The sequence below is a fragment of the Bradyrhizobium sp. genome (genome assembly GCF_016219575.1).
Classification (GTDB): Bacteria; Pseudomonadota; Alphaproteobacteria; order Rhizobiales; family Xanthobacteraceae; genus Bradyrhizobium.
The window spans coordinates 61,096-87,963 of the sequence record NZ_JACRMG010000010.1 but is presented as its reverse complement, the minus strand read 5'-3'; the positions used below and the strand labels follow the sequence as shown (position 1 = coordinate 87,963).

The window sequence follows — 26,868 nt, the reverse complement described above, 5'->3', positions numbered from 1 at the left end:
CCCCCGGGCGGGTCATCCATTTTCGGGGCCCTGAACGCTCCAGGCGACCCGCTTCCCCGCCTCCTGTTGCACGACCGTCACGCCTGGCTGCCATCGATGCGCAGGGGCTCTGCGGCTGTTGCTATTGAGAATGACTTGCAATAATCCTCTCTACGTTTGGGGCTTGGGGATGATCGACGCCTTTCCGCGATCCGGCTTTGGCCGGCGGCGATTTGGCAACAGCCAGCGGGCTTCGCGAATCCGGCCGCGCAGCAGGCAGTGGCGGCGCGCCGGCAAATCTGCAGTGATGGTATGAGACCGCGGGACGTTCGCTACATGAGTCGCTTCAAGACAAGCCGGACCAATCTGATTGCTGGCGCAACGATCGGTGCGCTGAGCTTCGCCGCGCCGGCGCAGGCGGCCGACCTCAAGCTGCCGGTGAAGGCGCCCCATCTGCAGCAGGCGTTCGACTGGAACGGCTTCTACATCGGCGGGCATACCGGCTACAGCCGCGGCTCCACCAGCGCGGTGCTGTGGGATCCGGCGCCAGCCGCCGTGTCCGGCAATTTCGGCGGTGTGATCGGTGGCCTGCAGGCCGGCTACAACTGGCGGGCTCCCTCCGGCTTGCTGTTCGGCGTCGAGGCCGACCTGACGTTTCCGAACTACCTCCACTCGAATTCGCAGATGTCGCTGATCTCGACACCGCGCACCGACTTCATCGAGGACTGGGATTATATCGGCACCGTGCGCGGCCGCATCGGCTACGCCTCGAGCCACTGGCTGCTCTACGCCACGGGCGGCTTTGCCTACATGGGCGAGCGCTTCACCACCCTGCCCGCCGAAGGCTTCGTGGCGAAGCAGCTCGGCGTCCGCCTTGGCTGGGCTGCCGGCGCCGGCGTCGAGTATGCCTTCGCACCTCATTGGACGGTCCGGCTGGAATATCTTTACAACCAGTTCGAACGAGCCAACGTCGCGTTTCCGTCGGGCGAGCGATACACATCCACCAGCGACCTGCAGCTGCTGCGGCTCGGCCTCAACCGCAAGATCGATCTTCCTGGCTCGCCGAAATTGAGCGCGAAGACCGACATCACCGATCCCGAATCCCCGCGCTGGGAAATCCACGGCCAGACCACCTACCTGCCACAGGGCTATCCGGCGTTCCGCGCGGCCTACACCGGCCCCAACAGCCTGACCCCGGCGCCGCAGGCCAAGGCAACCTGGAGCAACGGCCTCTATCTCAACATGCGGCTGTGGGAGGGTGGCGAGGTCTATTACAATCCCGAACTGCTGCAGGGTTTCGGACTCAACGACACCGTCGGCGTCGCGGGCTTCCCGAACGGCGAGGCGCAGAAGTCGAATTTCCCCTACCCGCACTACAACACCTCGCGGCTGTTCTTCCGCCAGACCTTCGGCTTCGGCGGCGAGCAGGAAGAACTGCCGAGCGGCGCGCTGCAGCTTTCCGGCAAGGTCGATATCAACCGGCTGACGCTGCAGGTCGGCAAATTCGCTGTCATGGACGTGTTCGACGGCAATGCCTACGCCAAGGACACCCGCAAGGACTTCTTGAACTGGTCGATGTGGGCGCCGGGCGCGTTCGACTATTCCGCCGACAAGGTCGGCCTGACCTATGGCGCGACCGCCGAACTGAACCAGAAGCAGTGGGCGCTGCGCGCGGGCTATTTCCTGATGCCGGCCGTCTCGAATGCCAACAACTTCGACACCCAGGTGTTCCGGCGCGGCACCTACGCGCTCGAACTGGAGACGCGCTGGTCGCTGTTCTCGCTGCCGGGCAAGCTGCGCGCCATCGCCTGGCTCAACAGCGCCTTCTCCGGCAGCTACCGCGAGACGCTGAACAATCCGCTGCTCGACCTCGACATTGCCCAGACCCGCACGGGCCGCACCAAATACGGCTATGTCTTCAACCTCGAGCAGGCACTTGCCGACGATCTCGGCCTGTTCGCCCGCTGGAGCTGGAACGACGGCAAGACCGAGATCATGGCCTTCACCGACATCGACGCCTCGCTGTCGACGGGCCTCTCGATCAAGGGCACCAGATGGGGCCGGCCCGACGACGTGATCGGCATCGGCGGCGCCATCAATGCACTGTCGCGCGACCACCGCGATTTCCTCGCCGCCGGCGGCCTCGGCGTCCTGGTCGGCGATGGCGCGCTCAACTACCGGCGCGAGCGCATCCTGGAAACCTACTACGCTTATGCGCTGACCAAGGCGATCACGCTGACCGCGGACTACCAGTTCATCACCAACCCCGCCTACAACGCCGACCGCGGCCCGGTTCACGTCTTCTCGGGCCGCCTGCACGGGGAATTCTGATTGGCTAGTCGGCCGTCTGCCGGTACCAATTTCGCGCGGCACCTCGCCTGAACGAGGCGGAATGCCGGCCAGCAAATTGGGAGCCGTCCATGCTTTACCTGGCTGCGAAGGCAATCCTGTCGGGCGTCATCATTGCAGCGATCTCCGAGATCGCAAAGCGCAGTCCGGCCTTCGGCGCGCTGGTAGCATCGCTGCCGCTGGTGTCTCTATTGGCAGTGATCTGGCTATGGCGGGATACCGGCGACGGATTGCGGATCGCTTCGCAGATGGAAGCGACGTTCTGGTACATCCTGCCGTCACTCCCGATGTTCCTGCTGGTGCCCGCATTGCTGCGCGGCGGAATCGCGTTCTGGCCAAGCCTGGCGGTCGGCTGCCTCGTGACATTCCTGCTCTACCTCGCAACAGCCTGGCTGCTGTCGCGTTTCGGAATCCAGCTCTGAGCTGCCCCGAGCAACTGCAGCGAACGATGCAACCGGGTTGACCCCCGTCAAATCCGGCATACCGCAGGTGATATAGCTTTTCCGGCAGCAGCGGAGCCGCGATCATGCCGTTTACGGTCGAGCAATTCGTTGCCGTGTTCGCGAATTACAACGCGGCGATCTGGCCGGTACAGATTGCAGTCTATGTTCTGGGCGCAATCGCCTTCACGCTGGCGTTTCGCGGAAGCGCGCGAACGGACCGAGCCATCGCGGCCATCCTATCAGTCATGTGGGCGTTCACCGGGATCGGCTATCACCTGACGTTCTTTGCAGCGATCAACAAGGCGGCCTACGGGTTCGGCACCCTGTTCCTGATCGAAGCAGCGGCGCTCACCTATACGGGCGCCTATCGCGGTCGACTCAATTTCGGCTTTCGCGGCGACGCGGCGGCATGGGTGGGCGTGTTCTTCGCCATCTACGCCGCAATCCTCTATCCGTTGATCGGCATCGCCACCGGGCATCTTTATCCGGAACTGCCGATGTTCGGCGTCACTCCCTGTCCTGTCACGATCTTCACCCTCGGGATGCTTCTGCTGACGGTGAGACCGCCTTCCGGCTATCTGCTGGCGATCCCCCTGCTCTGGTCACTGATTGGCGGCAGCGCCGCGATCCTGCTGCAGATCCCGCAAGACTGGCTGCTCCTGGCGAGCGGCGCGGTTACAGCGCTGCTCCTGCTCGTCCGCGGATCCGACCCTGTAGCCGAAGCAGGGCCGCGAGCCTGACGGCTCGCGACTCCGAAGGCCGGGAGTGGCCATCCAGCCACCCCTGCGTCAAATCAATCCGGCCAGTCGCAGCAGGACGCCCGCGACGCAGGATGCCGCGAGAACCACCAGCATCCCCACCTTGAAACGGAAGATGGCGATTGCGGCCGCGAGCGACAGAACGAGAGCAGCGACATCCACGCTCGTCAGGACCGGCGCATCGAAGGAGAGGCCAAAACGCTTCACCTCGAAGGTCTGCCGGAACAACGTGTGCAGGGCGAACCAGATCGACAAATTGAGGATCACGCCGACGACCGCCGCCGTGATCGCCGACAAGGCGCCCGCCAGCGCCTTGTTGCCGCGCATGGTCTCGATGTAGGGCGCGCCGGCGAAGATCCAGAGGAAGCACGGCGCGAACGTCACCCAGGTGGCGAGCAGGCCGCCGAGCGTGGCCGCCAGCATCGGCGAAAGCCCGCCGGCATCGCGGAACGCGGCCATGAAGCCGACGAACTGGACCACCATGATCAGCGGCCCCGGCGTCGTCTCCGCCATGCCGAGGCCGTCCAGCATCTCGCGCGGCGAGACCCAGTGATAATAGTCCGCCGCCTGCTGCGCGACATAGGCGAGCACGGCATAGGCCCCGCCGAAGGTCACCATCGCCATCTTGGAAAAGAAGATCGCGATCTGGCTGAAGACGTTGTTCGGCCCGAGGCCGATCAGGATCGCGGCAACGGGGACGAGCCACAGCGCCAGCCACACCGCGCTCACCCGCAGCGTGCGCGCGGCGTTGGGCCTCACGTGGTCGGGCATGGAGTCGCCGAGCATGCTGTCAATAGCGGCCGCATTCTTGCCGCCGCCATGCTCGACGGCGGCGAACTCCGGCCGGCCGAGCCTTGCGCCAATGTAGCCAACAATGCCGGCCGCGACGATGATCACCGGAAACGGGACAGCGAAGAAGAAGATCGCGACAAAGGCGATTGCCGCAAGCGCGATCATGATCCGGTTGCGCAGCGCCCGTTTGCCGACCCGCACCACCGCCTCGATGACGATGGCGAGCACCGCGGCCTTCAGCCCGAAGAACAGCGCTTCCACGAAGCCCACATTGCCATAGGCGGCGTAGATATAACTCAACGCCATGATGGCGATGATGCCGGGCAGGATGAAGAGCCCGCCTGCCACGAGTCCTCCGGCGGTGCGATGCAGCAGCCAGCCGATATAGGTCGCGAGCTGCTGCGCTTCGGGGCCCGGCAGCAGCATGCAGTAGTTCAGCGCGTGCAGGAAGCGGCCCTCGGAGATCCACTTCTTCTCCTCGACGATGATGCGATGCATCACCGCAATCTGCCCCGCCGGGCCGCCGAAGCTGAGGGTCGCCACCCGCAGCCATACCACCAGCGCTTCGCGGAACGAGACGCCGTGGGCATAGGCTTCCGGCTTGGCTTTCGTCGTTGCGGCGAGATCGGTCATGACTTCACCTTGCCGGCCGGCCAGTTGTGGGTCTCGCCCGTCGCATCGCGGCACCAGCGGTAGAACGCGTCATAGAGCAGCATGCCGGCGTCCAGTTGCTCGAGGTCGTCGTCGAACATGCGCGACAGACCGAGGGAGGCGGCGAGCAGTCCGGGCGCTTCCGGCGAGAGATCGAGCCGCGCCGTGTCGGCAGCACGGACCATCGTCGCCAGCCGTTCCATCGGCGGTGTCGACAGGCCGAACTCCTTGACCATCATGTCGAAGGTGCAGAGTTCACCGCGATGGCTCCAGAACACGTTCTCGATGTCGAAGGGCGTCGCCTCGAAGCGGTCGGCAACGGCCTCGACCTCCGACGACTTCACGAAGAGAATGACAGCCGCAGGATCGATGAAGCGGCGGATCAGCCAGGGACAGGCGATGCGGTCGATCTTCGGCCGTTCGCGCGTCACCCACACGGTGCGGCCGCGGCCGTCGCGTTTGGGGATCTTGTCGGCGGGAACGGCGGGCCTCTGCGACTCGGTCCAGCCGAGATGGCCGCCTTCGAGCGTCTCGGCGGCGACGCCGGACTGGCGCAGCCAGGCGGCCGTGCCTTCGCTGAGCTTCAGCCCCTTCTGGCAGATGACGACCACCGATTGGCCGGTGAGCCGCGGCGCCCAGTCCTGCAGATCGCGATGCGAGCGCCGCATCGCGCCGGGGATCAGGCGCGGGTCGGCAGCGAAATCCTCATCGATGCGGACATCGATCAGGGTCGGCGCCCTGGCGGTGCCGATCAGACGGGTGAGCTTGTCGGGTGAGATGGAGGTGTAAGAAGACATGTTGCGTCCTTGGTGAAATGGACGCGATTCTTGGGCATGTCGCCTCGTGGGGAGATCGCAATCCCCATGGGCCGCAAATATGGCTCGTGCGGCGGCGTTGTCAATCCTGATCACGTCAGCTTTCCTGCCGGAAGCTTCTTGAGCCGTCGAAGGTCGCTCGATGCTTCCGAAAGCAGCCAGTCGCGAAAAGTCACGATCTTCGGCAGGCTTGCCGTCGCCTTCGGACAGATGATCCAGTAGGTCCTGGACAGCGGCAGCGACAACGGAAACGGCCGCACGAGATGGCCGTTGATGAGGTCCCACGCAGCAAGCGTGGTGCGCGCCAATGCAATGCCCTGACCGTTGATCGCTGCATCGATGACCATGCTGGCGCGATTGAGCACCGGGCCGTGCGTGACGTCGGCCGTATCGAGCTCCGCCTCGCGCAGCCAGTTGTTCCAGTCGGCACGGCTGTCCATGTGGATCAGCGGATACTTCAGAATGTCGGCCGGCTTGGTCAGCCTGCGCCGGCCGGACAGCAGCTTCGGGCTGCACACCGCAAACAGCCGTTCCGGGCTCAGCCGCACCGTGTCGAGCCCCGGCCAGTTGCCGTCGCCATGGCGCACCGCGAGGTCCACCTCCTCGCGCGCGAAATCGACGTGATGCAGCGTGGCGGAGACACGCAGGTCGATTCCCGTATCCGCCTCGGCGAAATGGCCGAGCCGATGCACCAGCCATTTGGCGGCGAAATCCGGCGAGGTAGAGACGGTGAGCACGCCGGCGTTCTGCCGCTGCAGCAACCGCTCGGTGCCGATGGCGATGCGATCGAGCGCATCGCGCACCACGGCGAGATAGTCGCGTCCGGCCTCGGTGATGATCAGGCGCTGACGCTCGCGGTTGAACAGCTTGATCGCAAGTTCCGCTTCCAGCGCCTTGACCTGGTGGCTCACCGCGCCCTGCGTGACGCAGAGCTCTTCCGCAGCGCGCGTAAAGCTCTCATGCCGCGCGGCGGCTTCGAAGGCCTTCAGGGCGTTGAGCGGCGGCAGGCGTGGGCGCATCGCATGACTTCATGAGAAAAATTGGGGCAGGCACGAGAAACGATGCTTTGCGGGAAAATGTCCCGCGACCCTATTGAACAGCTCCAGCGACGCATTTCAAGCAATTTGGAGCCTGTCATGTCCATCCTGTTGACCGACATCTTTTCGGTCCCGCCGGTGCAGGCCGCCGGCCCGGCCGCGCCTGTTCATCAATCCAGCTCAGGACCCCCAGCCGCCATTCGCCGGCCCGGTTGGTGGAGCTGGCTCGACCGGCCGCTGCAGCGCATTGCGCTGCGCGAGATCGCCGATGATCCGCGCCTGCTCGGCGATCTCGGGCTGTCGCGCGAAGAGGCGCTACGCGAGGCCGCCAAGCCGTTCTGGCGGTGAGAACAAGATCAACAATGGGAGAAGAACGGATGTCCGATCCGATCGTTTACGGCTTTCCGCGCAGCACCTTCGTCAACATCATCAGGTTGATCCTGACGCACAAGGGCGTGGCCTATCAGTTCCACGACCTCGAGCCTGTCATGGGCAAGCCCGAGCATCTGGCGCTGCACCCGTTCAACCGCGTGCCCATCCTCAGGCATGGCGATCTCACGGTCTATGAGACCAGCGCGATCGCCGCCTATGTCGACGAGGCCTTTGGCGGCGAGTCGCTGACGCCGAGAGACATCAAGGCGAAGGCGCGCATGAACCAGTGGATCAGCGCGGTCAATTCCTACTACTACCCGTACATGATCTACCACGTCACGCATGAGCGCCTGGTCTTTCCCGAGCTCGGCATCGCCTCCGACGAGAAGGTCGTGGCGCATGCGTTGCCCAAGGTCGAAACGGGCCTTGCGGTGGCCGAGCGCCAGTTGTCGCATGGCAAGGACTTCCTGCTCGGCGACGAACTCTCGATCGCTGATTTCTATCTGCTGCCGAGCACTTTTGCGTTCAGCCTGACCGCCGAGGGGCAGTCGATGTATCCGAAATTCCCGGCTTTCTGCCGCTGGCGGGAGCGCATGGACAATCTTCCGGCAACGCAGAAGGTTCGTGCCGCCGTGCCACGCGTCCCGATCCAGCATGCCCGCGAATGGGCAACCTCGCACCGGCCGAAATACTGATCACGACGGACCCCTGCCGAGGGGAACGAGTCCCGAAGCCGAAGCGACCAGGGACACCCCGGCAAGGAGAACCAGCACCAGCACGGCCTTGCGAAAGGTCTCATCGTTGATGGTTCCATAGAGCCGGAAGCCGATCCAGATTCCGGCGACCATGAACGGCAGGCCGATGCCGTACAGCTTGACTGTTTCGAGCGTGTAGGATCCGGCGACGAGTTGCGAGATCGAGATGATCACGAAGGCCGCAAACAGCACGGGCTGGAAGACGGCGCGCTGCTTGTCCTTCGACCATCCGCGCAATTGGACGGAGATGGTCGAGATGATGCCGCCGAGGCCGGTGATGCCTCCGACCAGTCCGTTGCCAATGCCGATGGCGACGTCGGCCGGGGCGCCGATCCGAAATGGCCCGAGCGGAGGACGCGTCAGGCTGTAGACCGCGTAGAGCACGAGTAACACGCCGACGCCGAACCGCACATGGGTCGGATCGATGTGGGTCAACAGCATCACGCCAATCGGGATGCCGATTGCGGTGCCGAGCGTCAGCGGCCAGATGTCCTGCCAGCTCAGCTCGTGCCGCAGCTTTGCAATGCCGTAGCCTTGCGTGAGCAGACCGTAGCCCGCGATCAGGGCCGCGGTCTGGATCGGAGTGATCAGATGCAGCCAGAAGCCGGATACGACGATACCCATCGCGAAGCCGGAAAAGCCGCTGACGAAGCCGCCGAGAAATGTCGCAAATGCAAAGATGAGTAGAAGGTTTCCATCCATGGGCGCTCGCTCCAAAAGGTAGCGAGCAGCGCTTGCATGGGGTCACCCACTTGACGGGGAGGCTGCGGAGTCCCCGGCAAGAAAAGTCTAGATCAAGGACTGGAGGTCCGCAACCGTGACGACGCGTATCACCCAGCCGCCTGGAACGTGTCCGGCCTTGCCAGCGCCCAGGCGTCGCGGAAGCGCGGATCGTCGGTGCCGTCGAGCAGCTCGCCCGGGCGCAGCGCCGGATAGAGCTTGGCGAATGAGCAGACTTCCGTCGTCGACGTGCGCTGCGAGAAATGGATCGGACGCAACTCGCTGGGATGTTCGAGGCCGGCCGCCGCCAGCAGCTCGCCGAGCGCATGCAGCGTCGCGTGGTGATAATTGTAGACGCGCTCGGTCTTGTGCGGCACGACGAGGGCGCGGTTGCGCAGGGGATCCTGCGTGGCGACGCCGGTGGGACAGCGATCGGTGTGACAGCTCAGCGACTGGATGCAGCCCAGCGCGAACATGAAGCCGCGCGCCGAATTGCACCAGTCGGCGCCGATCGCCATCGCGCGCGCCATGTCGAAGGCGGTCGCGATCTTGCCGGAGGCGCCGACCCTGATGCGGCCGCGCGCGTTGATGCCGACCAGTGCGTTGTGCACGAAATTGACGCCCTCGCGCATCGGCATGCCCAGATGATCCATGAATTCCAGCGGCGCGGCACCCGTGCCGCCCTCATTGCCGTCGACGACGATGAAATCGGGATAGATGCCGCTTTCCACCATCGCCTTGCAGATCGCCAGAAACTCCCAGGGGTGGCCGATGCACATCTTGAAGCCGGCCGGCTTGCCGCCGGAAAGCCGGCGCATCTCGCCGATGAACTTCATCATCTCCAGCGGCGTGGAAAAGGCGCGGTGCCTGGCCGGCGAGATGCAATCCTCGCCCATGTCGACGCCGCGGATCTTCGATATCTCTTCCGACACCTTCGCTGCCGGCAGCACGCCGCCATGGCCGGGCTTGGCACCCTGGCTGATCTTGAGCTCGACCATCTTGATCTGGTCTTCGCCCGCAACCTTGGCGAACAGGTCCGGATTGAAACTGCCGTCGCGGTTGCGGCAGCCGAAATAGCCGGAACCGACTTCCCAGATGATGTCGCCGCCGCTCTCGCGGTGATAGGGGCTGACGCCGCCCTCGCCGGTGTCATGCGCAAAGCCGCCCTTCTTCGCGCCGGCATTGAGGGCACGCACGGCGTTGGGGCTGAGCGCGCCGAAACTCATGGCGGAGATGTTGAACACCGAAGCCGCATAAGGCCTGGTACAGTCAGGTCCGCCGACGGTGACGCGGAATTTGTCGCCGACCGACGCCTTCGGCGCGACCGAATGGTGCATCCATTCGTAACCGTCGCGGTAGACGTCCTCCTGGGTGCCGAACGGGCGCTTGTCGAGCTGCATCTTGGCGCGCTGGTAGACCACGGCGCGGGTGTCGCGCGAGAACGGCATGCCGTCCTTCTCGCTCTCGAAGAAATACTGCCGCATCTCGGGGCGGATTTCCTCGAGCAGGAAGCGGATATGCGCCGAGATCGGATAGTTGCGCAGCACCGCATGGCCCTTCTGCATGACGTCGCGAATGCCGAGCACGGTGAGCCCGCCGAACATCAGGATCGGGATCAGCAGGAAGTCGAACCACTCGGGATCGAAGATGACTTCCGCGACGAGGAGCGCCGTCACCACGGCGCAGATCGTCAGGACGATGAAGCGTGGCGAGAACGGGAGCAGCAGCGTTTCCATATGACCCTCGGGCGATTCCGCCGGAATATTGTTTGCCGCTGGTTGACCACGGCGGCCCCGGACTGCCGGACACGATATCCGGCGGCAGGGACCATGGATATGACAGCGATATATACGTACGCTTGCAAGCTATCGTTTCCTGCCACGGATAATCAATCCGCCTGCATACGATCCCGGCCGGCGCCCTTTTGCAGTGCAACGAGGCCGGCGGACAGTAACCTAGTGGTCGTGGGGACGCAGCTCATGCGGGATTTCCCGCTTCTCGAGGCCGTTCTGTGCCAGCCATGCGTCGGTGCCGCGGATGGCACGGTCGATGTGATCTGCGGTGCGCGAGAAATCATAGGGTGAGCCGACCAGCGGGCACAACGGCGGCACGACGTAGTACTCGATTTCAGGACCGAGATTTTCGAGCTCGTTGACGAGTTGCCGCGCGATCAGCAGTGTCAGCGCATGCAGCGCGTTGGCGACCGCACCTACCGGCGGGGCGTCGTTGGCGCAGGCATGCCCGGTCGGCAGCACGATCAGGCGGCGCGCGCCCTTGGCGACGGCGACGCGGATCGGCGTGTTGCTGGAGATGGCGCCGTCGGCGAGATAGTAGTTCTTGTAACGGATCGGCGAGAACGCGCCGGGGATGGCGGTCGAGGCGACGATCGCTTCCGACGTCGGGCCTTCCGAGAACACCACGCTGTCGCCGGTGATGATGTCGGTGGTGACGACATGCACCGGCAGCGGCGCCTCCTCCAGGCGACGGAAGGGAATGTGGTCGTCGATCAGCCTGCGGACGCCGTCATGGGTGATCAGGAAATCGCGCCGCCACAGGAATCCCAGCATCGTGCGCCACGTCATCGGAAACACGTCCTGCCGCTTCAGGCCGCGCCAGATGTCGGCCAGCCGTTCCACGCCCTTGACGGTCGGATCGCTGGCATAGAACGCGCCGTTCAGCGCGCCGACGCTGGAGCCGACCACCATGTCGGCGCCGATGCCGTGCGCGGCCAGCGACTGCAGCATGCCGACCTGGATCGCGCCAAAACTGCCGCCGCCCGCGAAGACGAAGGCGGTCCTGCGCGCGGTGGCAGTGTCGGATGCGGACACGGCTTCCTCCCCAGCCCGCGTCATGCGTGCGCGGGGTTCAGGGAAGTTATAGCAGTGCTTCAGGAAGGCGGGCTAGCCGCCAACCATTCGATGTCGTCCCGGCGAACGCCGGGACCCATAACCACTGGCATATGTTGCTGCGCCGGGCTGTTGCTCCAGCTTCCTCAACAACTCAATCCCGGGAGTATGGGTCCCGGCTCGCGCTTCGCTTGGCCGGGACGACGGCGATCAGCGTTCCACAAACGCCTTTTCGATCACGAAATGGCCGGGCCTGTGATTGGCGCCCTCGGCAAAGCCGCGGGTCTCCAACAGCTGCTTCAGGTCTTCCAGCATCGCCGGGCTGCCGCACATCATGATGCGATCCGTCTCGATGTCGAGCGGGCCCTGGTGCAGGTCGTCGAATAGCTGGTCCGAGGTGATGAGGTCGGTGATGCGGCCGCGGTTGCGGAACGGCTCGCGCGTCACGGTCGGATAATAGAGCAGCTTCTCCGACAGCAGCGGTCCGAACAGATCGTCGTCGCGCAACCGCGCCACCAGTTCCTCGCCATAGGCAAGCTCGGAAACCTGGCGGCAACCGTGCACGAGAACGATGCTCTCGAAACGCTCATAGACGTCGGGATCCTTGATCAGGCTCGCGAACGGTGCCAGCCCCGTGCCGGTCGACAGCAGCAGCAGGCGGTTGCCGGGCAAGAGATTGTCGGTCACCAGCGTGCCGGTGGCCTTGCGCCCGACCAGGATGGTGTCGCCTTCCCTGATCTTCTGCAGCTTGGAGGTGAGCGGGCCGTCGGCCACCTTGATCGAGAAGAACTCGAGCTCTTCCTCGTGATTGGCGCTCGCCATGCTGTAGGCACGCAGCAGGGGGCGGCCGTCGACCTCGAGGCCGATCATGGCGAACTGCCCATTCTGGAAACGGAAGCCGGAATCGCGGGTGGCTCGGAAGCTGAAAAGCGTATCGGTCCAGTGGCGAACGGCAAGAACCTTCTCTCGATAGAACGCGCTCATGTGTTTTCGTTTATCCGTGAAGCTCGACGTAGAACAAACCGTTGCTTGACTACCGCGGGCGAAGGCAAAACCTCCGAAAAATCCCGCAATTTTGCGCTGTCCATCGCGCTATCGCGCGCGATAGTCAACCTCATCTGGTGCGCAAATGAGGGTGCACAATGGCAGTCGGTTTATGGCTGGATAAGGTTCGACGCAGCGTGATCGGCGTCACGAAATTAACTTGCCGAATCGTTCGACGGCGCAGAAAGAAATTGCCGTTTTAACTCCAGCGGTAGAGAAATGCCTTGCATCCTGCACAACGGAATAGTTGCTATGCGGCGCAAAGAATTTCTCTAATGTTGCGGCGAGACGGCTGCAACGAACAATGCCAGGGGGAAACACCATGAACGCGTCAGTCAATCGCCAGATCCTGCTGGTGGAGAAGCCGGGCGGAAAGCTCGGGCCCGAACATTTCAAGCTCGTCAACGGCGCCGTGCCGGAGCCCAAGGATGGCGAAGCGCTGCTTCGCACGCGCCTCATCTCGCTCGATGCCGCCAACCGCGCCTGGATGCACGGCGCGACCTATCGTTCCGCCGTCGAAGCCAACTCCGTGATGGCCGGCGGCAGCATTTCCGAAGTGATGTCGTCGAAAGCGCCGAACTTCGCGCCCGGCGATCTCGTGTTCGCCGACACCGGCTGGCAGGATTATGCAGCGCTACCCGCAAAACAGCTGACGAAAATGCCGAAGGTCGAGCCGATGTCCTATCTGCTCAGCGTGTTCGGCATTGCCGGCCTCACCGCCTATTTCGGCCTGCTGCATGTCGGCAAGCCCAGGGAGGGCGAAACGGTCGTGGTCTCGGCGGCGGCAGGTTCCGTCGGCTCCATCGTCGGCCAGATCGCGAAGATCAAGGGTTGCCGCGTCGTCGGCATCGCCGGCGGCAAGGACAAGTGCAACTGGCTGACGTCGGAACTCGGCTTCGACGCCGCCGTCGACTACAAGGATGGCGCCACCTTCAAGGCGCTGCGCGCCGCCGCACCCAAGGGCATCGACGTCTATTTCGACAATGTCGGCGGCGACATCCTGGAAGCCTGCATCGCGCAGATGAACAATTTCGGCCGCATCGCCTGCTGCGGCGCCATCTCGCAATATGACGGCGTGCCCTCGGCACACGGGCCGCGCGGCGTGCCCGGCCTGATCGTGGTGAAGCGCCTGACCATGCAGGGCTTCATCGTGATGGACTACATGGACCAGAGCCAGCAGGCGCTCGCCGAGCTGCAGGCATGGGTCAAGTCGGGCAAGCTGAAGGTGCAGGAAGACATCATCAGCGGGCTGGAGAACACGCCGGCCGCGCTGATCGGACTGCTCGCGGGCGAAAACCGCGGCAAGCGAATGGTGCGGGTGTAGGCGCTCTTCACCTCTCCCCGCCTGCGGGGAGTGTCCGCTTCGTAGGGTGGGCAAAGGCGCAATTGCGCCGTGCCCACCTCATTTGCACCGGGCAAGATTGGTGGGCACGCTGCGCTTTGCCCACCCTACCCTACCTGACACCGCTTTTGCGGCGACACCCCTCACCCCAACCCTCTCCCCGCAAGAGCGGGGCGAGGGAGCCATTAATGCTCCGCCGCCGTTCCCGCATCCGGCACCTTCTGCACGCCGACCTTCTTGCCCTTGCGCGTTGCGAGCCAGTTCTCGAAGCGCTGGATCACGACAAAGAATGTCGGCACGAACAGCACGGCAAGGCAGGTCGATGCGATCATGCCGGAGAACACCGTGATGCCGATCGACTTGCGCGCATTGGCGCCGGCGCCGGTGGCGAGCACCAGCGGCAGCACGCCGAGAATGAAGGCGAACGACGTCATCAGGATCGGCCGGAACCGCGCACGGGCGGCGTTGACCGCGGATTCCAACAGCGGCTTGCCGTCGCGCACGTGCAGCTCCAGCGCCACCTCGACGATGAGGATCGCGTTCTTGGCCGACAGCGCGATCAGCAGGATGATGCCGATCTGGGTGTAGAGGTTGTTCTCGATCCGCAGGTCGGTCAGCACCAGCATCGGGCCGATCAACGACAGCGGGACGGCCAGGATCACCGACATCGGCGCGTACCAGCTCTCATACTGGCCGGCGAGCACCAGATAGACCAGCAGCAGCGCCAGCGCGAAGGCGAAGTAGATCTGGCCGCCGACCACTTTCTCCTGGTACGACATCGCCGTCCATTCATAGCCGGTGCCGCGCGGCAGCGTCTTGTCGGCGATCTCCTCCATCAGCTTCATCGATTCGCCCGAGCTGTAGCCGGTCGCGGGAAGCCCTATGATCGTGGCGGAGGGATAGAGATTATAGAGGCTGATCAGCGACGGGCCGACCGCCGGCGTGATCTTCGCCACCGTGCCTATCGGAATCATGTCGCCGTTCGAGTTGCGCACCATCAGGTTCTCGATGTCGCGCAAGGTGACACGGAACTGCGAGTCGGCTTGCGTGTAGACCTGGAAGGTGCGGCCGAACTTGTTGAACTGGTTGACGTAGGACGCGCCCATATAGGACGACAGCGTCGAGAAGATCTGGTCCGTGGTGACGTGCAGCGTCTGCGTCTTGATCCGGTCGATCTCGATATTGAACTGCGGCACCATCGAGCGGAACGACGAGGACACCCGCTGCAGCGCGCTTTGCGTCTGCGCGTTGGCGATGATCGCGCCGGTGACGGCCTGCAGCTTGGCGAAATCGGAGGTGCCGTCGCGCAGCTCGACCTGCATGGCAAAGCCGGCGGCGTTACCGATGCCCTGGATCGGCGGCGGCGGAATCACCAGCACGCGCGCCTCTGACACCACCGACAGCTTCTCGTTCAGGCCGACGAACAGCGAGCGAAGGTCCTGCCCCGCGCCGCGCGCGCTCCATTCCTTCAGCACGATATAGGCGACGCCGGCGTTCGCCAGGCTCGAGGAGTTGTCGAGCGCGGAGATGCCGGCGATGGTCATGATCTGCTCGACGCCGGGCTGCTGGCTCGCGATCTCCTGGACCTGGTCCATCACCTTTTGCGTCCGCTCCAGCGAGGCGCCGTCGGGCAGCTGCACGGCCGCCAGCAGATAGCCCTGGTCCTCGATCGGGATGAACCCGGTCGGCACGCGTGACAAGCCGTAGCCGCCGATGCCGATCAGGATCAGCGCGACGAGGACGGAAATGTTGCTGTGCGCGACCAGGCTGCCGATCAGCCTGGCATAGCCGCGTTCCAGCCGGTCGTAGACGGCATTGAAGCCGCGATAGAACCAGTTGCGCTGCTCCGGCGGCACCGGCCGGCGCAGCCAGAGCGCGCACTGCGTCGGCTTCAGCGTCGCGGCGTTGATGGCCGACAGCAGCGCGGTCGCGGCAATGACCAGCGCAAACTGCGCGTACATGCGCCCCGTCAGGCCCGGCAGGAACGCCGACGGCAGGAACACCGATATCAGCACCAGCGTGATGCCGATGATCGGCCCGAACAGCGCATCCATCGCCTTGATCGACGCGTCATGGCCGGACATGCCCTGCTCGATATTGTGCGCCGCGCCTTCCACCACGACGATGGCGTCGTCGACCACGATGCCGATCGCGAGCACGATCGCAAACAGGGTGGACAGGTTCACGGTGAAGCCGAGCGCCGCCATTGCCGCGAAGGCGCCGATGATCGTGACCGGCACCGTCGTCGCCGGCACCAGCATGGCGCGCCAGTCCTGCAGGAAGATCAGGATCACCACGAGAACGAGGATGCCGGCCTCGAACAGCGTCTTGTAGACCTCGTTGATCGACTCCTGCACGAACTTGGTGGTGTCGAACGGCGTGTCGTACTTGATATCCTGAGGGAAGGCTTTCGCAAGCTCCGCCATCTTCTTCTCGACGGCCTTTTCGACTTGCAGCGCATTGGCGCCCGGCGACTGAAACACCGCAATGCCGGCGGCCGGCTTCTGATTGAGCGAGAACACCTGGCTGTAGGTCTGCGCGCCGAGCTCGACCCAGCCGACATCGCGCACCCGCGTGACGTCGCCGGACGTGCCGGTCTTGACGATCACGTCCTCGAACTGCGTCTTGTCATCGAGGCGGCCCGCGATGTTGAGCGTGTACTGGAACGCCTGGCCGGCCTGCGACGGCGGGGCGCCAACCTGGCCGGCGGTGACCTGCTGGCTCTGCTGCTGGATCGCCTGGATGACGTCCTGCGGCATCAACCCGCGCACCTGCAGCTTGTTCGGATCGAGCCAGACCCGCATCGAATATTGTCCGGCGCCGAACACGGTGACGTTGCCGACGCCCGGCAGGCGGGACAGCTCGTCGCGGATGCTGATGGTGGCGTAATTGGACAGGAACAGGCTGTCGTAGGTCCCCTTCGGGGAGGTCAGCGTCACGAACAGGAGGATCGCGGTCGATCGCTTCTGCACGGTGACGCCCTGGTTCTGCACCGAGGTCGGCAGCTGCGACAGCGCGGCCGACACGCGGTTCTGCACCAGCACCTGCGCAAAATTCAGATCCGTGCCGATCTTGAAGGTCACCGTCAGCGTGTAGGTGCCGTCGGCGCCGCTGTAGGACTGCATGTAGAGCATGTCCTCGACGCCGTTGACCTGCTGCTCGATCGGCAGCGCCACCGTATCGATCACGGTCTTGGCGCTGGCGCCGGGATAGCGGGTGGTGACCTGCACCGTCGGCGGCACCACGTCCGGATATTGCGCGACAGCGAGGTTATACAGCGCCACGCCGCCGATCAGGATCATCAGGATGGCGATGACGTTGGAAAGGACGGGCCGTTCGATGAAGAATTTCGAGATCATGGCCGGCTCCTACTTCGCAGCCGCGCCGGACTCGATCTTCTTCGCTTGCGGATCGACCTTCTGGCCGGGGATCGCGCGCAGCAACCCGCCGACGACCACCCTGTCGTCCGGCTTCAGCCCGGTCTCGATGACGCGCAGACCGCCATCGAGCGGCCCGGTCGTCACCTTGCGCTGCTCGACCACGCTCTCGCCGTTGACGACCAGCACGTAGCGGCCGGCCTGGTCGGCGCCCAGCGCAGCGTCGGGCACCAGCAGCGCGCTCTGCTGCTGCTCGAAGGGAACGCGGACGCGCACGAAATAGCCCGGCAGCAGCACGCGATCGGCGTTCTTCAGGATGCCGCGGACCGCGATCGTTCCGGTGGACTGGTTCAGCGTCGGCGAGACGTAATCGAGCGTGCCCTTGTGCGGATAGCCGGTGTCGGTCTGCAACGCCACCTCGACCGGCAATTGCCGGAGATCCTCCACGGTCATGCCGCGGCGGCGCGCTTCCTCGCGCACCTTCAGCACGTCCTGTTCGTTGACGTTGAAATTCACATAGATCGGATCGAGCGCGACGATCACCGCGAGCTGCGTCGGCGACGACACGCCGACAAGCTCGCCGACGGAAACCTGGTGCGCGGAGACGACGCCGTCGAACGGGGCGGTGACGTTGGTATAGCCGTAATTGACCTGCGCGATCTTGGTATTGGCCTGGGCCTGCTGCAGATTGGCCTGCGCATTGTCGCGGGTGGCGGTCGAAGTATCCAGCGTCGCTTGCGAGACCGCCTGCTTCTGCACCAGGTCGACCTGTCGCTTGTAATCGGCTTCCGCCTGCTTCACCGAGGCCTGCGCGCCGGCTTCCGCAGCCTGCGCCTGCTCGAGCTTGAGCTTGTAGGTTTCCGGCTCGATGGTGAACAGCGTGGTGCCTTCCTTGACGAAGCTGCCGTCCTTGTAGTTGATCGATTGCAGAAAACCCTGCACTCGCGCGACCAGATCGACCGATTTCACCGCCGCGGTGTTGCCGGTGGCGTCGATGTAGCGCGTGATGTTCTTCTGCAGCGGCGGCGCGACCTCCACTTTCGGCGGCGGCGGCGGGACAAAAGTATTTTGCTCGCAGGCACTTAACGCGACGGCCGCCGATGCAACCGACATGGCGCGCAGCATCGCGCCGGCTCGCAGTCGCAAAAAAACGTTCATCTTCAAATTTGCAGGCGTACGCGCATGCCTCATTTCTGTGCCTCGATTACAAATTGCTTTCAGAAAGGCTTTTTAGTCAGAAAGCGGCTGTCCGCCATCCCATGAAAATAGCAACAATCCGCTTGCAGTAAAACCGGAAAGCGAAAATGATGCCGCCCGCTCCAGGTTGCTCACTCAAGCTCTTTCATAATTTCACTTCGCTTGACGCGACGATTCAAGCGAATAGCGGCGAGGATTTATTCAAATGTTCAGTACGTTGAGGCGCGATGCGGCTTCTTGTGCGTTGACGGCAGCACTGATGCTTGCCGTTGCAACTCCTTCCCTTGCACAACCGACCGAAGCGCAGAAGGAAGCCGTCAAGTCTGCCTGCCGCTCCGATTTCATGGCGCATTGTTCCAGCGTGACGCCGGGCGGCGAAGCGGCGCTGCAATGCCTCGCCAAGAACATGTCGAGCCTGTCGTCGGGATGCGCCAGTGCGGTGAAGGCGATCGAGACGTCCGCCGCGCCGAAGAGCGAGCCGGCAAAGACGGAAGCCGCCCCTGCGGCCGCACCCGCCGCCGCGCCGAAGACCGAGACCACGACGGCCAAGCCCGCCGCGGAACCCAAGACCGAATCCAAGGCCGAATCCAAGACGGCAGCACCGGCGCCGACCGCGGCGAAAAAGCCGACCGAGGCGCAGGCTTCCGCGATCCGCACCGCTTGCCGCTCGGACTATCCCAAGGTTTGCGCGGGCGTGCCCACCGGCGGCGCGCCGGCGCTGGAATGCCTGGAAAAGAACAAGGCCCGGGTTTCCGCTGGTTGCGGCAAGGCGCTTGCGGCTGTCGGCGGCGGTGCTGCGCCGGCGGCGGGCGGTGCTGCTCCGGCGGCTGCAGGCGCAGCACCGGCGGCGGCTCCCGTCGTCATCGTGCTGCGCCCGATGCTGCCGCGCGAGGAACTGTTCGTGCTGCGCTCGGCCTGTGGCGCCGACATCCGCACCCTGTGTGCCGGCGTCGCGCCCGGCGGCGGCCGCATCATGCAATGCATCGCCAACCGCGGCGCCGATCTTTCGCCCGCCTGCAAGGACGTGCTGGTGCCGTTCATGGTGCGTTAAGCCGGCAGCAGGCTAAATCGCGCGCATCACAAGCCGGCGGCAGCAAGCGCCGCCGGCTAGTCTCCGCCACGAAAGGCGAGGATGAGCTGGACCAGGCGAACCGACAGTGCGATGTAGAACAGCGACATCACGATCTGCCATGCCACATGCCAGTTCACCTTCGCGAGCTTGGTGAGCCCGTCGATGAAATTCAGCAGCAGAACGATGACACCGACCAGCATCACGCCGCGGCCGACCAGGCCGTGGCGCAGATAGCCGAACAACTGGATCGCCGGCTCGTCGCTCGACACATGCGCGCCGGCCGAGACGATCAGCGTCCCGATGATCATCTTCTCGATATGGGAGACGACCTCCTTGTAAACCGGCTCGACATTGTCGGAATAGAAGGCAAGCCACCTGGACCTGAGTTCTGCCATGGGTTCTCCTTGCAAGCGGGATCAATCGACTGAAATCGGCGCAAAGCCAGCAATACAACGGGTCCGCGGCCATGAAGCAAGCAGGCGGACGCACAGACGAAGCAGGTTTCAATCCGCAGAACATTGCCGGCAACAACCATTGGAGGAGAACAACATGCGTTCATTGCTGCTCGCGGGCGCCGCGCTAGTCGCCTTTTCCGCCACCATGACCCTGGAGTCCCGCACCGCCAGCGCCGTGGTCTGCGCCGACGGCGTGGTGCGTACCGTCTGCGCCGGACCGCGTGCCGCGGTCGTCGTCAAGAAGCCGGTCCCTGTCGTCGTGTGCCGGACGGTCTGGGTGAACGGCGTCAAGGTCCGCAAGTGCACCTGAGCTCCCAAAGCGCGATGAGAGAGATGAATCGTCATCGCGCTTTAGGTTGTTGTTGGGCATGATCTTTTCGGAAAACCGCTTCACGCTTTTCCGGATCATGCTCCAGCCCCCAAATTTCCTGTAGCGCCCGCCCCCCGCTGGCGCTACATTGCCTCCCAATTTGTAAGTATACTGTCAATCTAGGGAGGAAAGCGTGCGCATCGCCGTGATCGGCGGAGGCCCGGGCGGCCTCTACTTTGCCTATCTCTGGAAGCTTCGGCACCCCGAGGCCGTCATCGATCTGTTCGAGCAGAACCCGGAAGGCGCCACCTGGGGCTTTGGCGTGGTGTTCTCCGACCAGGCGCTGGAATTCCTGCGCGCCGACGACCCCGAGACCGTGGACGCCATCGCGCCGCGAATGGAAAGCTGGCGCAACATCACGCTCAACCTGCGCGGCGAGAGCGTCGAGATCGACGGCGTCGGCTTCTCCTCGATCGGCCGGCTGGAGCTCCTGACGCTGCTGCAGGCCCGCGTGCGCGGCGTCGGCGTCACCCCGCGCTTCGAAACCACGATCGATTCCATCGACCGTCTTGCCGGCTACGACCTGATCGTCGCCGCCGACGGCCTGAACTCGATCGTGCGCCGCGCCTTCGAGAAGGAGTTCGGCACCTCGGTCGCCTACTCCACCAACAAGTTCGCCTGGTACGGCACGACCAAAACCTTTGCAACGCTGTCGCAGACCTTCGTGACCGCCGAACGCGGCACGTTCAACGCCCATCACTACCGCTATTCGCCTTCGATGAGCACCTTTCTCGTCGAATGCGACGCGGCGACCTGGAACGCCTACGGCTTCGAGCACAAGAGCATCGAGGAGTCTCAAGTCATCTGCGAGGAGATCTTCGCGGACACCCTCGACGGTCACAAGCTGATCTCCAACAAGTCGGTGTGGCGCAACTTCCCCTGGATCTGGAACGAGCGCTGGTCGCATCGCAACATGGTGCTGATCGGCGACGCGCTGCACACGGCGCATTTCTCGATCGGCTCCGGCACGCGGCTGGCGATCGAGGATGCGATCGCGCTGACCAAGGCGCTGGAGGCAGAAGCGGATGTCCCGTCGGCGCTGGCGCACTACGAGCGCGAACGAAAGCCGGTCGTCAAGAAGCTCGTCACCGCGGCGCGCACCAGCGCCGACTGGTACGAGCATTTTCCCGAGCACATGAAGCTCGGCCTGATGGACTTCACCTACAGCTACATCACCCGCTCCGGCCGCATCGACGATGCGCGGCTGCGCGCGATGTCGCCGCAATTCATGGCCCGCTTCGAGGCGTCGAGGAGGTCGGCATGACGCTGCAAATCATCGACCAGGTTCCGCGGGATTGCCCGGGCGCCCGCGAGATCGGTTTTTCCGTTCCGGAGACCTACAATGCGAGCCGCATCCTGTTCGACAATCTCGCGCGGGGAAACGGCGCGCGGCTGGCGCTGACCGGACCGGGAGGGACGCGAACCTATGCCGGGCTCTGCGCCGAGGCGGCGCAATGGGGTAACGGCTTCCTTTCGCTCGGCCTGAAGCGCGGCGATCGCGTCCTGCTGTTCCTCGACGATACGCCGGCCTATCCGGCCGCCTTCTTCGGCGCGGTGCGGGCGGGCTTCGTGCCGCTGCTGATCAACACGCTGACGCCGCCGGATCTCCTGAACTTCTATCTCACCGATGCCGGCGCAGCCGTCGCAGTCGCGGATGCCGAATTCGCCGGGCGATTCAACGCGGAAGCCTGCAAGGATACGCCGCTGCACACGTTGATCGTGGTCAACGGCGCAGCCGGCACACATGCCGCACCAAAAGCGCTCGCAGCCGATCAATGGCTGAAAGACTTCCCGAGCGAGCTTGCGGAGGCCGACACGACCCGCAACGACATGGCGTTCTGGATGTATTCCTCCGGCTCGACCGGGCGGCCCAAGGGCATCGTGCATCTGCAGCACGACATGGCCTATTCCGAGCTCGCCTTTGCCCGCAACGTGCTGAAGCTCGCGCCAGACGACATCTGCTTTTCGGTGCCGAAAATCTTCTTCGCCTATGGTTTCGGCAATGCCATCACCTTTCCGTTCTCGGCCGGCGCGGCGACCCTGCTGCTGCCGGGCCAGCCAAAGCCCGCGGCAATCTTCGCGGCCATCGAGCGCTTCCGCCCGACCGTCTTCTTCGGCCTGCCGACGCTCTATACGTCACTGACCAAGGCGGAAAATGCTGCTGCGACCGACTTCTCGTCGCTGCGCATGGCGCTCTCCGCGGCCGAAATCCTCTCCGCCGAGGTCTTCAACGGCTGGAAGGCGCTGACCGGTCTCGAGATCATCGAAGGGCTGGGCTCGACCGAGGCGCTGCACATCTATCTCAGCAACAGCGCCGAGAGGAAAAAACCCGGCGCCGCCGGCTTGCGCGTGCCCGGCTACGAGATCGTGCTCCGCGACAAGGATGGCCGCGAAGTCGGCGATAACGAGGAAGGCATCTTGTGGGTGCGCGGCGATTCCAACACGCCGCTGTACTGGAACCGGCCGGACAAGACTGCCGAGACCATCCGCGACGGCGGCTGGATCTACACCGCCGACCGCTTCGTGCGCGACGCCGAGGGCTTTCACTTCTTCCGCGGCCGCGCCGACGATCTCGTGAAGATCTCCGGCCAGTGGGTCTATCCGCTGGAGGTCGAGCTGTGCCTCGCCGATCATCCCGACGTGCGCGAATGCGCCGTGTTTGCTGCCGAGCTGCCGGACCGGCGGATGACGCTGAAGGCGGTGGTCGTGATGAACGAGAGGGCCTTAGACGAAGGCAACACCACCAAGCGACTGCAGGATTACGTCAAGACAAGACTCCTGCCGTACAAATATCCGCGCGAGGTATTGTTCATCGACGAGCTGCCGAAGACGGGGACGGGCAAGATCGACCGGCAGGCGCTGTTGCGGATGTAGGTTGCCGCCCGATCAGCTGTCGTCGCCCGCGAAGGCGGGCGATCCAGTATCCCAGGGGAGTCCCCGATCAAGCTGAGAGGCCACCGCGTACTGGATGCTCCGCCTTCGCGGGGCATGACAGGTCGAGACCTAGCTCCCCAGCCCCGTCCCGCCATACAGCCAGGCAACGGCGTCGTACCATTCGTTCGATGACTTCGCGCCCATGATGGCGTTGCGCAGCCGGGCGTGCTCGCCGGCGGGATGATAGATGTGCTCGCCGATGGCGCGCGACATCAGCTGTACGCGGGCGGTGCGCGGGAAGCGCTGCGCGCGATAGGCCTCCAGCGCCGCCGCGTGGTCATCGTGGTTTGCCAGCATGTGCGACAGGCACACCGCATCCTCCATCGCCTGGCAGGCGCCTTGCGCGAAATATTGCAGCATCGGGTGGGCGGCATCGCCGAGCAGCGCGACGCGGCCATCGACCCAGCGCTCGGAAGGATCGCGGTCGCACAGCACCCAGAGCTTCCAGTTCCTGCCGTGGCGGATGATGCTTTGCGCCCGCTCATGCACGTGACCGAAACCCCTCATCACCTCCTCTTCCGACACCGGTTGGCCTGCAACCGGCTCCGGCGCGTCGTTGTGATAGGTGACGACGAGGTTGAACACCTTCCAGCCCGACAGCGGGTAATGCACGATGTGGCATTTCGGCCCGGCCCACAGCGTCGCTGCGTTCCAGCGCAGATCTTCCGGCATCTGCTCGGTCGGGATCACCGAGCGATAGGTCGTGTGGCCGGATACCCGCGGCAGCCCGTCCGCCGTGACCTGCTTGCGGATGTTCGACCACAATCCGTCGGCGCCGACCAGAAGCGATCCGGTGACGCGATCGCCATTGGCGATCCGCGCCGTTACCGAGGAGCCGTCCTGCTCGTAGTCCACCACTTCCGAGCTGACGCGCAGCTCGACCAGCGCGTTGCTCTCGCAGGCCCGCAGGAAAACACCATGAAGATCGCCGCGATGCACCACCGCATAGGGATTGCGGAAACGGGCGCGGAAAGCCACGCCGAGATCGATATGGGTGATCTCCTCGGCCGTGAGCGCATTCATCAGCCGGAGCTGGTCGATATAGACGGCCATGCCGCGCGCGGCCTCGCCGACGCCGAGATAGTCGAAGGCATGGAACGCATTCGGCCCGAGCTGGATGCCGGCGCCGATCTCGCCGAGCGCGGAGGCCTTCTCCAGCAGGATGGAACGGATACCCTTCTGCGCAAGGCCCATCGCGGTCGCAAGACCGCCGATGCCGCCGCCGGCGATCAGCACCGGCTTCCGGTCGAGCGCGGCCATCACCCGGTCCTTCCCATATGTTCGAGCGCGTCTTCGGCGCGCAATGGCACGCGCGAGGATTCGTTGTTGAGATCGACGAGCTGCGTCAGCAGCGCAAGCAAGACCTTGCGGTCGGCGGGCTTCAGCGGCTGCAGCATGCGCACCTGCGCCTTCTCCACCGAAGGCATGATGTCGCGCAGGATCGCGGCGCCCGCCCTGGTGAGGTAGAGCAGCTTGACCCGCTTGTCCTCCGGCGACGGCTTGCGGTCGATCAGCTTCTTCGTCTCCAGACGCTCGATCACGCTGCCGAGCGTCGAGCGATCGAAGGCGATCACCGCCGACAGCCGCGTCGCATCGATGCCGGGATGGGTATGGATCGCAACCAGCGCGGCATATTGCACCGGCGTGAGATCGAACGCCCTGCATTCCTCGACGAACAGCGCGACCGCGATCTGCTGCATCCGCCGGAACAGATAACCGGGCGCGGCATAGACCGCGTCCATGGTGATTGGGGTGGGCTTACTCGGCATCGCTCTGCCTGTCCGGGGCGGCGTCGGCAAACGCCGGCATGGCTTTTGCGGCGGCTTCGGCCTGCAGCAGCCGCGGAAAGGCCGACACATCGACGCCGAAACGGCGCGCATTGGCAAGCTGCGGCACCAGGCAGAGATCGGCAATGGTGGGCACCTCGCCGAAGCAGAACGGGCCGGGCTCCCTTGCGATCAATCGTTCGCAGGCCGCAAGCCCTTCGCGATTGGCCCAGGCGGCCCACTCCGTCACCTTCTCCTCGGGCAGGCCGAGTTGACGCAGCCGCGCCAGCACCTTGAGATTCTGAACGGGATGGATATCGCAGGCGATCGCCAGCGCAAAGGCGCGCGCCCTGGCCCGCTGCTGCGCGTCCAGCGGCAATAGCGGCGGCGTGGGATGGGTCTCGTCCAGCCATTCGATGATGGCCAGCGACTGGGTGAGCACGGCGCCGCTGTCGTCTTCCAGTGTCGGCACCAGCCCCTGCGGATTGAGCGCCAGATAGTCCGGCGCGGTCTGCTCGCCCTTGCGAAGATGATGCGGCAGGTGCTCGGCGGAGAGACCCTTGAGATTCAACGCGATCCTGACCCGGTAGGCTGCGCTGCTGCGGAAATAGCCATGCAGCTTCAAAGGACCCTCCCCCGTTTCTTGTTGGTTGGCTCACATTGACGCTAGTCATATTGTCAGTATACTGTCAATCAAATTACCAACAAGAACGGGTAGGAGGCCAGCCATGGAAGCCGTGCAGAAGACACCGGAGCGCGAGGCGTTCTACAAGAAGATCGACGGCGAAAATCTCTCCGCGCTGTGGAACGTGATGGGCGACCTCATCACCCCCGAACCGCGCAGCGCCTGCCAGCCGCATCTGTGGAAGTTCGATGCCATCCGCGAGTACATGAACGAGGCGGGAAAGCTCATCACCGCCAGGGAAGCCACGCGCCGGGTTCTGGTGCTGGAGAATCCGGGGCTGCGCGGCCAGTCGAAAGTCACGACGTCGCTGTTCGCCGGCGTGCAGATGGTGATCCCGGGCGACGTCGCGCCGTCGCACCGGCACAGCCAGTCGGCGCTGCGCTTCGTGCTCGAGGGTCATGGCGCCTTCACCTCGGTCGACGGCGAGCGCACCGCGATGGAGCCCGGCGATTTCGTCATTACGCCGGCGATGACCTGGCACGATCATTCCAATGAGACGAAGGAGCCGATGTTCTGGCTCGACGGCCTCGACATTCCCATGGTGCAGTTCTTCGACGCGTCCTTCGCCGAAGACTCCAAGGAAGACCAGCAGAGGATCACCAAGCCCGTCGGCGACAGCTTTGCCCGCTATGGCCACAATCTGCTGCCGCTCGGCGAAGTCAGGAAATCGAAGACCTCGCCGATCTTCAACTATCCCTACGGCTACACCCGCGAAGCGCTGGAGCGCGCCAAGGGCCGCAACGAGTGGGATGCCTGCCACGGGCTGAAGCTGAAATTTTCCAATCCCGAGACCGGCGATTACGCCATGCCGACCATCGGCACCTTCATCCAGCTGCTGCCGAAGGGCTTCAAGACCGCGCGCTATCGCTCGACCGACGCCACCGTGTTCGCGGCGATCGAAGGCAAGGGCCGCACCCGCGTCGGCGACCAGACCTTCGAGTGGGGCCCGCGCGATCTCTTCGTGGTGCCGAGCTGGCGCTGGGTCACGCACGAGGCCGACGAGGATTCGGTGCTGTTCAGCTTCTCCGACCGCCCGGTGCAGCAGAAGCTGGACCTGTTCCGCGAGGACCGCGGCAACGCGTGATCGTTGGAGAAGCCGTAGGGTGGGC

The 26,868-nt window shown here is 64.4% G+C and carries 24 protein-coding genes; 11 read left to right on the top strand and 13 right to left on the bottom strand.

Features of this window, described 5'->3' with window-relative positions; all coding sequences use genetic code 11:
• The first annotated feature begins 315 nt into the window (after positions 1–315).
• From HZB49_RS11660 to HZB49_RS11650, 3 genes are all read left to right on the top strand, one after another.
• Entirely contained in the window at positions 316–2,310 is a 1,995-nt protein-coding gene (locus HZB49_RS11660; protein ID WP_291611372.1) for a carbohydrate porin, read from the top strand.
• Positions 2,311–2,399: 89 nt separating this feature from the next.
• Positions 2,400–2,750, top strand: coding sequence for a DUF3147 family protein (locus HZB49_RS11655; RefSeq protein WP_291611369.1), 351 nt, complete (start codon positions 2,400–2,402; stop codon positions 2,748–2,750).
• Positions 2,751–2,854: 104 nt separating this feature from the next.
• Positions 2,855–3,511 carry a DUF6064 family protein gene (locus HZB49_RS11650; RefSeq protein ID WP_291611367.1) on the top strand — a complete coding sequence of 219 codons (657 nt, stop codon included), beginning with the start codon at positions 2,855–2,857 and terminating at the stop codon, positions 3,509–3,511.
• 48 nt (positions 3,512–3,559) lie between these two features.
• Here the strand turns inward: HZB49_RS11650 and chrA are convergent, their stop codons facing one another.
• The 3 genes from chrA to HZB49_RS11635 all read right to left on the bottom strand — a co-directional run bounded on the left by chrA (position 3,560) and on the right by HZB49_RS11635 (position 6,806).
• Positions 3,560–4,954: a chromate efflux transporter gene (chrA, locus tag HZB49_RS11645; RefSeq protein ID WP_291611365.1), complete on the bottom strand. Its 1,395-nt coding sequence runs from the start codon at positions 4,952–4,954 to the stop codon at positions 3,560–3,562.
• Positions 4,951–5,769 (bottom strand): chromate resistance protein ChrB domain-containing protein, encoded by an 819-nt coding sequence (locus tag HZB49_RS11640; RefSeq protein ID WP_291611363.1) that lies wholly within the window; start codon positions 5,767–5,769, stop codon positions 4,951–4,953. The genes chrA and HZB49_RS11640 overlap by 4 nt, the downstream gene beginning before the upstream one ends.
• Positions 5,770–5,879: 110 nt before the next feature.
• Entirely contained in the window at positions 5,880–6,806 is a 927-nt protein-coding gene (locus HZB49_RS11635) for a transcriptional regulator GcvA (RefSeq protein ID WP_291611361.1), read from the bottom strand.
• A 117-nt stretch (positions 6,807–6,923) separates the two neighbouring features.
• On the opposite strand from HZB49_RS11635, the gene HZB49_RS11630 reads away from it, so the two are divergent.
• Both HZB49_RS11630 and HZB49_RS11625 read left to right on the top strand, forming a co-directional pair.
• Positions 6,924–7,172 (top strand): hypothetical protein, encoded by a 249-nt coding sequence (locus tag HZB49_RS11630; RefSeq protein ID WP_291611359.1) that lies wholly within the window; start codon positions 6,924–6,926, stop codon positions 7,170–7,172.
• Positions 7,173–7,201: 29 nt separating this feature from the next.
• Positions 7,202–7,891, top strand: a complete 690-nt coding sequence (locus HZB49_RS11625; protein WP_291611357.1) for a glutathione S-transferase family protein — start codon at positions 7,202–7,204, stop codon at positions 7,889–7,891.
• Here the strand turns inward: HZB49_RS11625 and HZB49_RS11620 are convergent, their stop codons facing one another.
• The 4 genes from HZB49_RS11620 to HZB49_RS11605 form a co-directional block, all read right to left on the bottom strand.
• Positions 7,892–8,653, bottom strand: a complete 762-nt coding sequence (locus HZB49_RS11620) for a sulfite exporter TauE/SafE family protein (RefSeq protein ID WP_291611355.1) — start codon at positions 8,651–8,653, stop codon at positions 7,892–7,894.
• Between the two features lie 128 nt (positions 8,654–8,781).
• Positions 8,782–10,407: an FMN-binding glutamate synthase family protein gene (locus HZB49_RS11615; protein WP_291611353.1), complete on the bottom strand. Its 1,626-nt coding sequence runs from the start codon at positions 10,405–10,407 to the stop codon at positions 8,782–8,784.
• A 219-nt stretch (positions 10,408–10,626) separates the two neighbouring features.
• Entirely contained in the window at positions 10,627–11,523 is an 897-nt protein-coding gene (locus tag HZB49_RS11610; protein ID WP_365857531.1) for a patatin-like phospholipase family protein, read from the bottom strand.
• A 204-nt stretch (positions 11,524–11,727) separates the two neighbouring features.
• A complete protein-coding gene (locus tag HZB49_RS11605) occupies positions 11,728–12,501 on the bottom strand; it encodes a ferredoxin--NADP reductase (protein ID WP_291611349.1) in 774 nt (257 codons plus the stop codon).
• Between the two features lie 382 nt (positions 12,502–12,883).
• Between HZB49_RS11605 and HZB49_RS11600 the strand changes: the two genes are divergently transcribed.
• Positions 12,884–13,885, top strand: a complete 1,002-nt coding sequence (locus tag HZB49_RS11600; RefSeq protein ID WP_291611347.1) for an NADP-dependent oxidoreductase — start codon at positions 12,884–12,886, stop codon at positions 13,883–13,885.
• Positions 13,886–14,088: 203 nt separating this feature from the next.
• Here HZB49_RS11600 and HZB49_RS11595 read toward each other — a convergent pair whose 3' ends face one another.
• A complete protein-coding gene (locus tag HZB49_RS11595; protein WP_291611345.1) occupies positions 14,089–17,262 on the bottom strand; it encodes a multidrug efflux RND transporter permease subunit in 3,174 nt (1,057 codons plus the stop codon).
• A gap of 9 nt (positions 17,263–17,271) precedes the next feature.
• Entirely contained in the window at positions 17,272–18,405 is a 1,134-nt protein-coding gene (locus HZB49_RS11590; protein WP_291611482.1) for an efflux RND transporter periplasmic adaptor subunit, read from the bottom strand.
• 277 nt (positions 18,406–18,682) lie between these two features.
• On the opposite strand from HZB49_RS11590, the gene HZB49_RS11585 reads away from it, so the two are divergent.
• Complete coding sequence (locus tag HZB49_RS11585) at positions 18,683–19,528, top strand: cysteine rich repeat-containing protein (RefSeq protein WP_291611343.1); 846 nt, start codon at positions 18,683–18,685, stop codon at positions 19,526–19,528.
• A gap of 56 nt (positions 19,529–19,584) precedes the next feature.
• On the opposite strand, the gene HZB49_RS11580 is transcribed toward HZB49_RS11585, so the two are convergent.
• Complete coding sequence (locus HZB49_RS11580; RefSeq protein ID WP_291611341.1) at positions 19,585–19,944, bottom strand: hypothetical protein; 360 nt, start codon at positions 19,942–19,944, stop codon at positions 19,585–19,587.
• 154 nt (positions 19,945–20,098) lie between these two features.
• Here HZB49_RS11580 and HZB49_RS11575 point away from each other — a divergent pair, with 154 nt between their 5' ends.
• The 3 genes from HZB49_RS11575 to HZB49_RS11565 all read left to right on the top strand — a co-directional run bounded on the left by HZB49_RS11575 (position 20,099) and on the right by HZB49_RS11565 (position 23,248).
• A complete protein-coding gene (locus HZB49_RS11575; RefSeq protein ID WP_291611339.1) occupies positions 20,099–20,314 on the top strand; it encodes a hypothetical protein in 216 nt (71 codons plus the stop codon).
• 193 nt (positions 20,315–20,507) lie between these two features.
• Complete coding sequence (locus HZB49_RS11570) at positions 20,508–21,638, top strand: FAD-dependent monooxygenase (RefSeq protein ID WP_291611337.1); 1,131 nt, start codon at positions 20,508–20,510, stop codon at positions 21,636–21,638.
• On the top strand, positions 21,635–23,248 hold the full coding sequence (locus HZB49_RS11565) for a benzoate-CoA ligase family protein (RefSeq protein ID WP_291611334.1): 1,614 nt from the start codon (positions 21,635–21,637) through the stop codon (positions 23,246–23,248). The genes HZB49_RS11570 and HZB49_RS11565 overlap by 4 nt, the downstream gene beginning before the upstream one ends.
• A gap of 129 nt (positions 23,249–23,377) precedes the next feature.
• Here HZB49_RS11565 and HZB49_RS11560 read toward each other — a convergent pair whose 3' ends face one another.
• The 3 genes from HZB49_RS11560 to maiA are packed head-to-tail and all read right to left on the bottom strand — an operon-like array spanning position 23,378 to position 25,699.
• Complete coding sequence (locus HZB49_RS11560; protein WP_291611332.1) at positions 23,378–24,568, bottom strand: 3-hydroxybenzoate 6-monooxygenase; 1,191 nt, start codon at positions 24,566–24,568, stop codon at positions 23,378–23,380.
• A complete protein-coding gene (locus tag HZB49_RS11555) occupies positions 24,568–25,077 on the bottom strand; it encodes a MarR family transcriptional regulator (RefSeq protein ID WP_291611330.1) in 510 nt (169 codons plus the stop codon). The genes HZB49_RS11560 and HZB49_RS11555 overlap by 1 nt, the downstream gene beginning before the upstream one ends.
• Positions 25,067–25,699 (bottom strand): maleylacetoacetate isomerase, encoded by a 633-nt coding sequence (maiA, locus tag HZB49_RS11550; protein ID WP_291611328.1) that lies wholly within the window; start codon positions 25,697–25,699, stop codon positions 25,067–25,069. The genes HZB49_RS11555 and maiA overlap by 11 nt, the downstream gene beginning before the upstream one ends.
• A gap of 103 nt (positions 25,700–25,802) precedes the next feature.
• Between maiA and gtdA the strand changes: the two genes are divergently transcribed.
• Positions 25,803–26,843 carry a gentisate 1,2-dioxygenase gene (gtdA, locus tag HZB49_RS11545; RefSeq protein ID WP_291611326.1) on the top strand — a complete coding sequence of 347 codons (1,041 nt, stop codon included), beginning with the start codon at positions 25,803–25,805 and terminating at the stop codon, positions 26,841–26,843.
• Positions 26,844–26,868 lie beyond the last annotated feature (25 nt).

Bases quoted from the DNA above. Each gene is read 5' to 3' on its own strand.
- HZB49_RS11660 (WP_291611372.1), top strand. From the start codon at position 316: ATGAGTCGCTTCAAGACAAGCCGGACCAATCTGATTGCTGGCGCAACG.
- HZB49_RS11655 (WP_291611369.1), top strand. From the start codon at position 2,400: ATGCTTTACCTGGCTGCGAAGGCAATCCTGTCGGGCGTCATCATTGCA.
- HZB49_RS11650 (WP_291611367.1), top strand. From the start codon at position 2,855: ATGCCGTTTACGGTCGAGCAATTCGTTGCCGTGTTCGCGAATTACAAC.
- chrA (WP_291611365.1), bottom strand. From the start codon at position 4,954: ATGACCGATCTCGCCGCAACGACGAAAGCCAAGCCGGAAGCCTATGCC.
- HZB49_RS11640 (WP_291611363.1), bottom strand. From the start codon at position 5,769: ATGTCTTCTTACACCTCCATCTCACCCGACAAGCTCACCCGTCTGATC.
- HZB49_RS11635 (WP_291611361.1), bottom strand. From the start codon at position 6,806: ATGCGCCCACGCCTGCCGCCGCTCAACGCCCTGAAGGCCTTCGAAGCC.
- HZB49_RS11630 (WP_291611359.1), top strand. From the start codon at position 6,924: ATGTCCATCCTGTTGACCGACATCTTTTCGGTCCCGCCGGTGCAGGCC.
- HZB49_RS11625 (WP_291611357.1), top strand. From the start codon at position 7,202: ATGTCCGATCCGATCGTTTACGGCTTTCCGCGCAGCACCTTCGTCAAC.
- HZB49_RS11620 (WP_291611355.1), bottom strand. From the start codon at position 8,653: ATGGATGGAAACCTTCTACTCATCTTTGCATTTGCGACATTTCTCGGC.
- HZB49_RS11615 (WP_291611353.1), bottom strand. From the start codon at position 10,407: ATGGAAACGCTGCTGCTCCCGTTCTCGCCACGCTTCATCGTCCTGACG.
- HZB49_RS11610 (WP_365857531.1), bottom strand. From the start codon at position 11,523: ATGACGCGGGCTGGGGAGGAAGCCGTGTCCGCATCCGACACTGCCACC.
- HZB49_RS11605 (WP_291611349.1), bottom strand. From the start codon at position 12,501: ATGAGCGCGTTCTATCGAGAGAAGGTTCTTGCCGTTCGCCACTGGACC.
- HZB49_RS11600 (WP_291611347.1), top strand. From the start codon at position 12,884: ATGAACGCGTCAGTCAATCGCCAGATCCTGCTGGTGGAGAAGCCGGGC.
- HZB49_RS11595 (WP_291611345.1), bottom strand. From the start codon at position 17,262: ATGATCTCGAAATTCTTCATCGAACGGCCCGTCCTTTCCAACGTCATC.
- HZB49_RS11590 (WP_291611482.1), bottom strand. From the start codon at position 18,405: ATGCTGCGCGCCATGTCGGTTGCATCGGCGGCCGTCGCGTTAAGTGCC.
- HZB49_RS11585 (WP_291611343.1), top strand. From the start codon at position 18,683: ATGTTCAGTACGTTGAGGCGCGATGCGGCTTCTTGTGCGTTGACGGCA.
- HZB49_RS11580 (WP_291611341.1), bottom strand. From the start codon at position 19,944: ATGGCAGAACTCAGGTCCAGGTGGCTTGCCTTCTATTCCGACAATGTC.
- HZB49_RS11575 (WP_291611339.1), top strand. From the start codon at position 20,099: ATGCGTTCATTGCTGCTCGCGGGCGCCGCGCTAGTCGCCTTTTCCGCC.
- HZB49_RS11565 (WP_291611334.1), top strand. From the start codon at position 21,635: ATGACGCTGCAAATCATCGACCAGGTTCCGCGGGATTGCCCGGGCGCC.
- HZB49_RS11560 (WP_291611332.1), bottom strand. From the start codon at position 24,568: ATGGCCGCGCTCGACCGGAAGCCGGTGCTGATCGCCGGCGGCGGCATC.
- HZB49_RS11555 (WP_291611330.1), bottom strand. From the start codon at position 25,077: ATGCCGAGTAAGCCCACCCCAATCACCATGGACGCGGTCTATGCCGCG.
- gtdA (WP_291611326.1), top strand. From the start codon at position 25,803: ATGGAAGCCGTGCAGAAGACACCGGAGCGCGAGGCGTTCTACAAGAAG.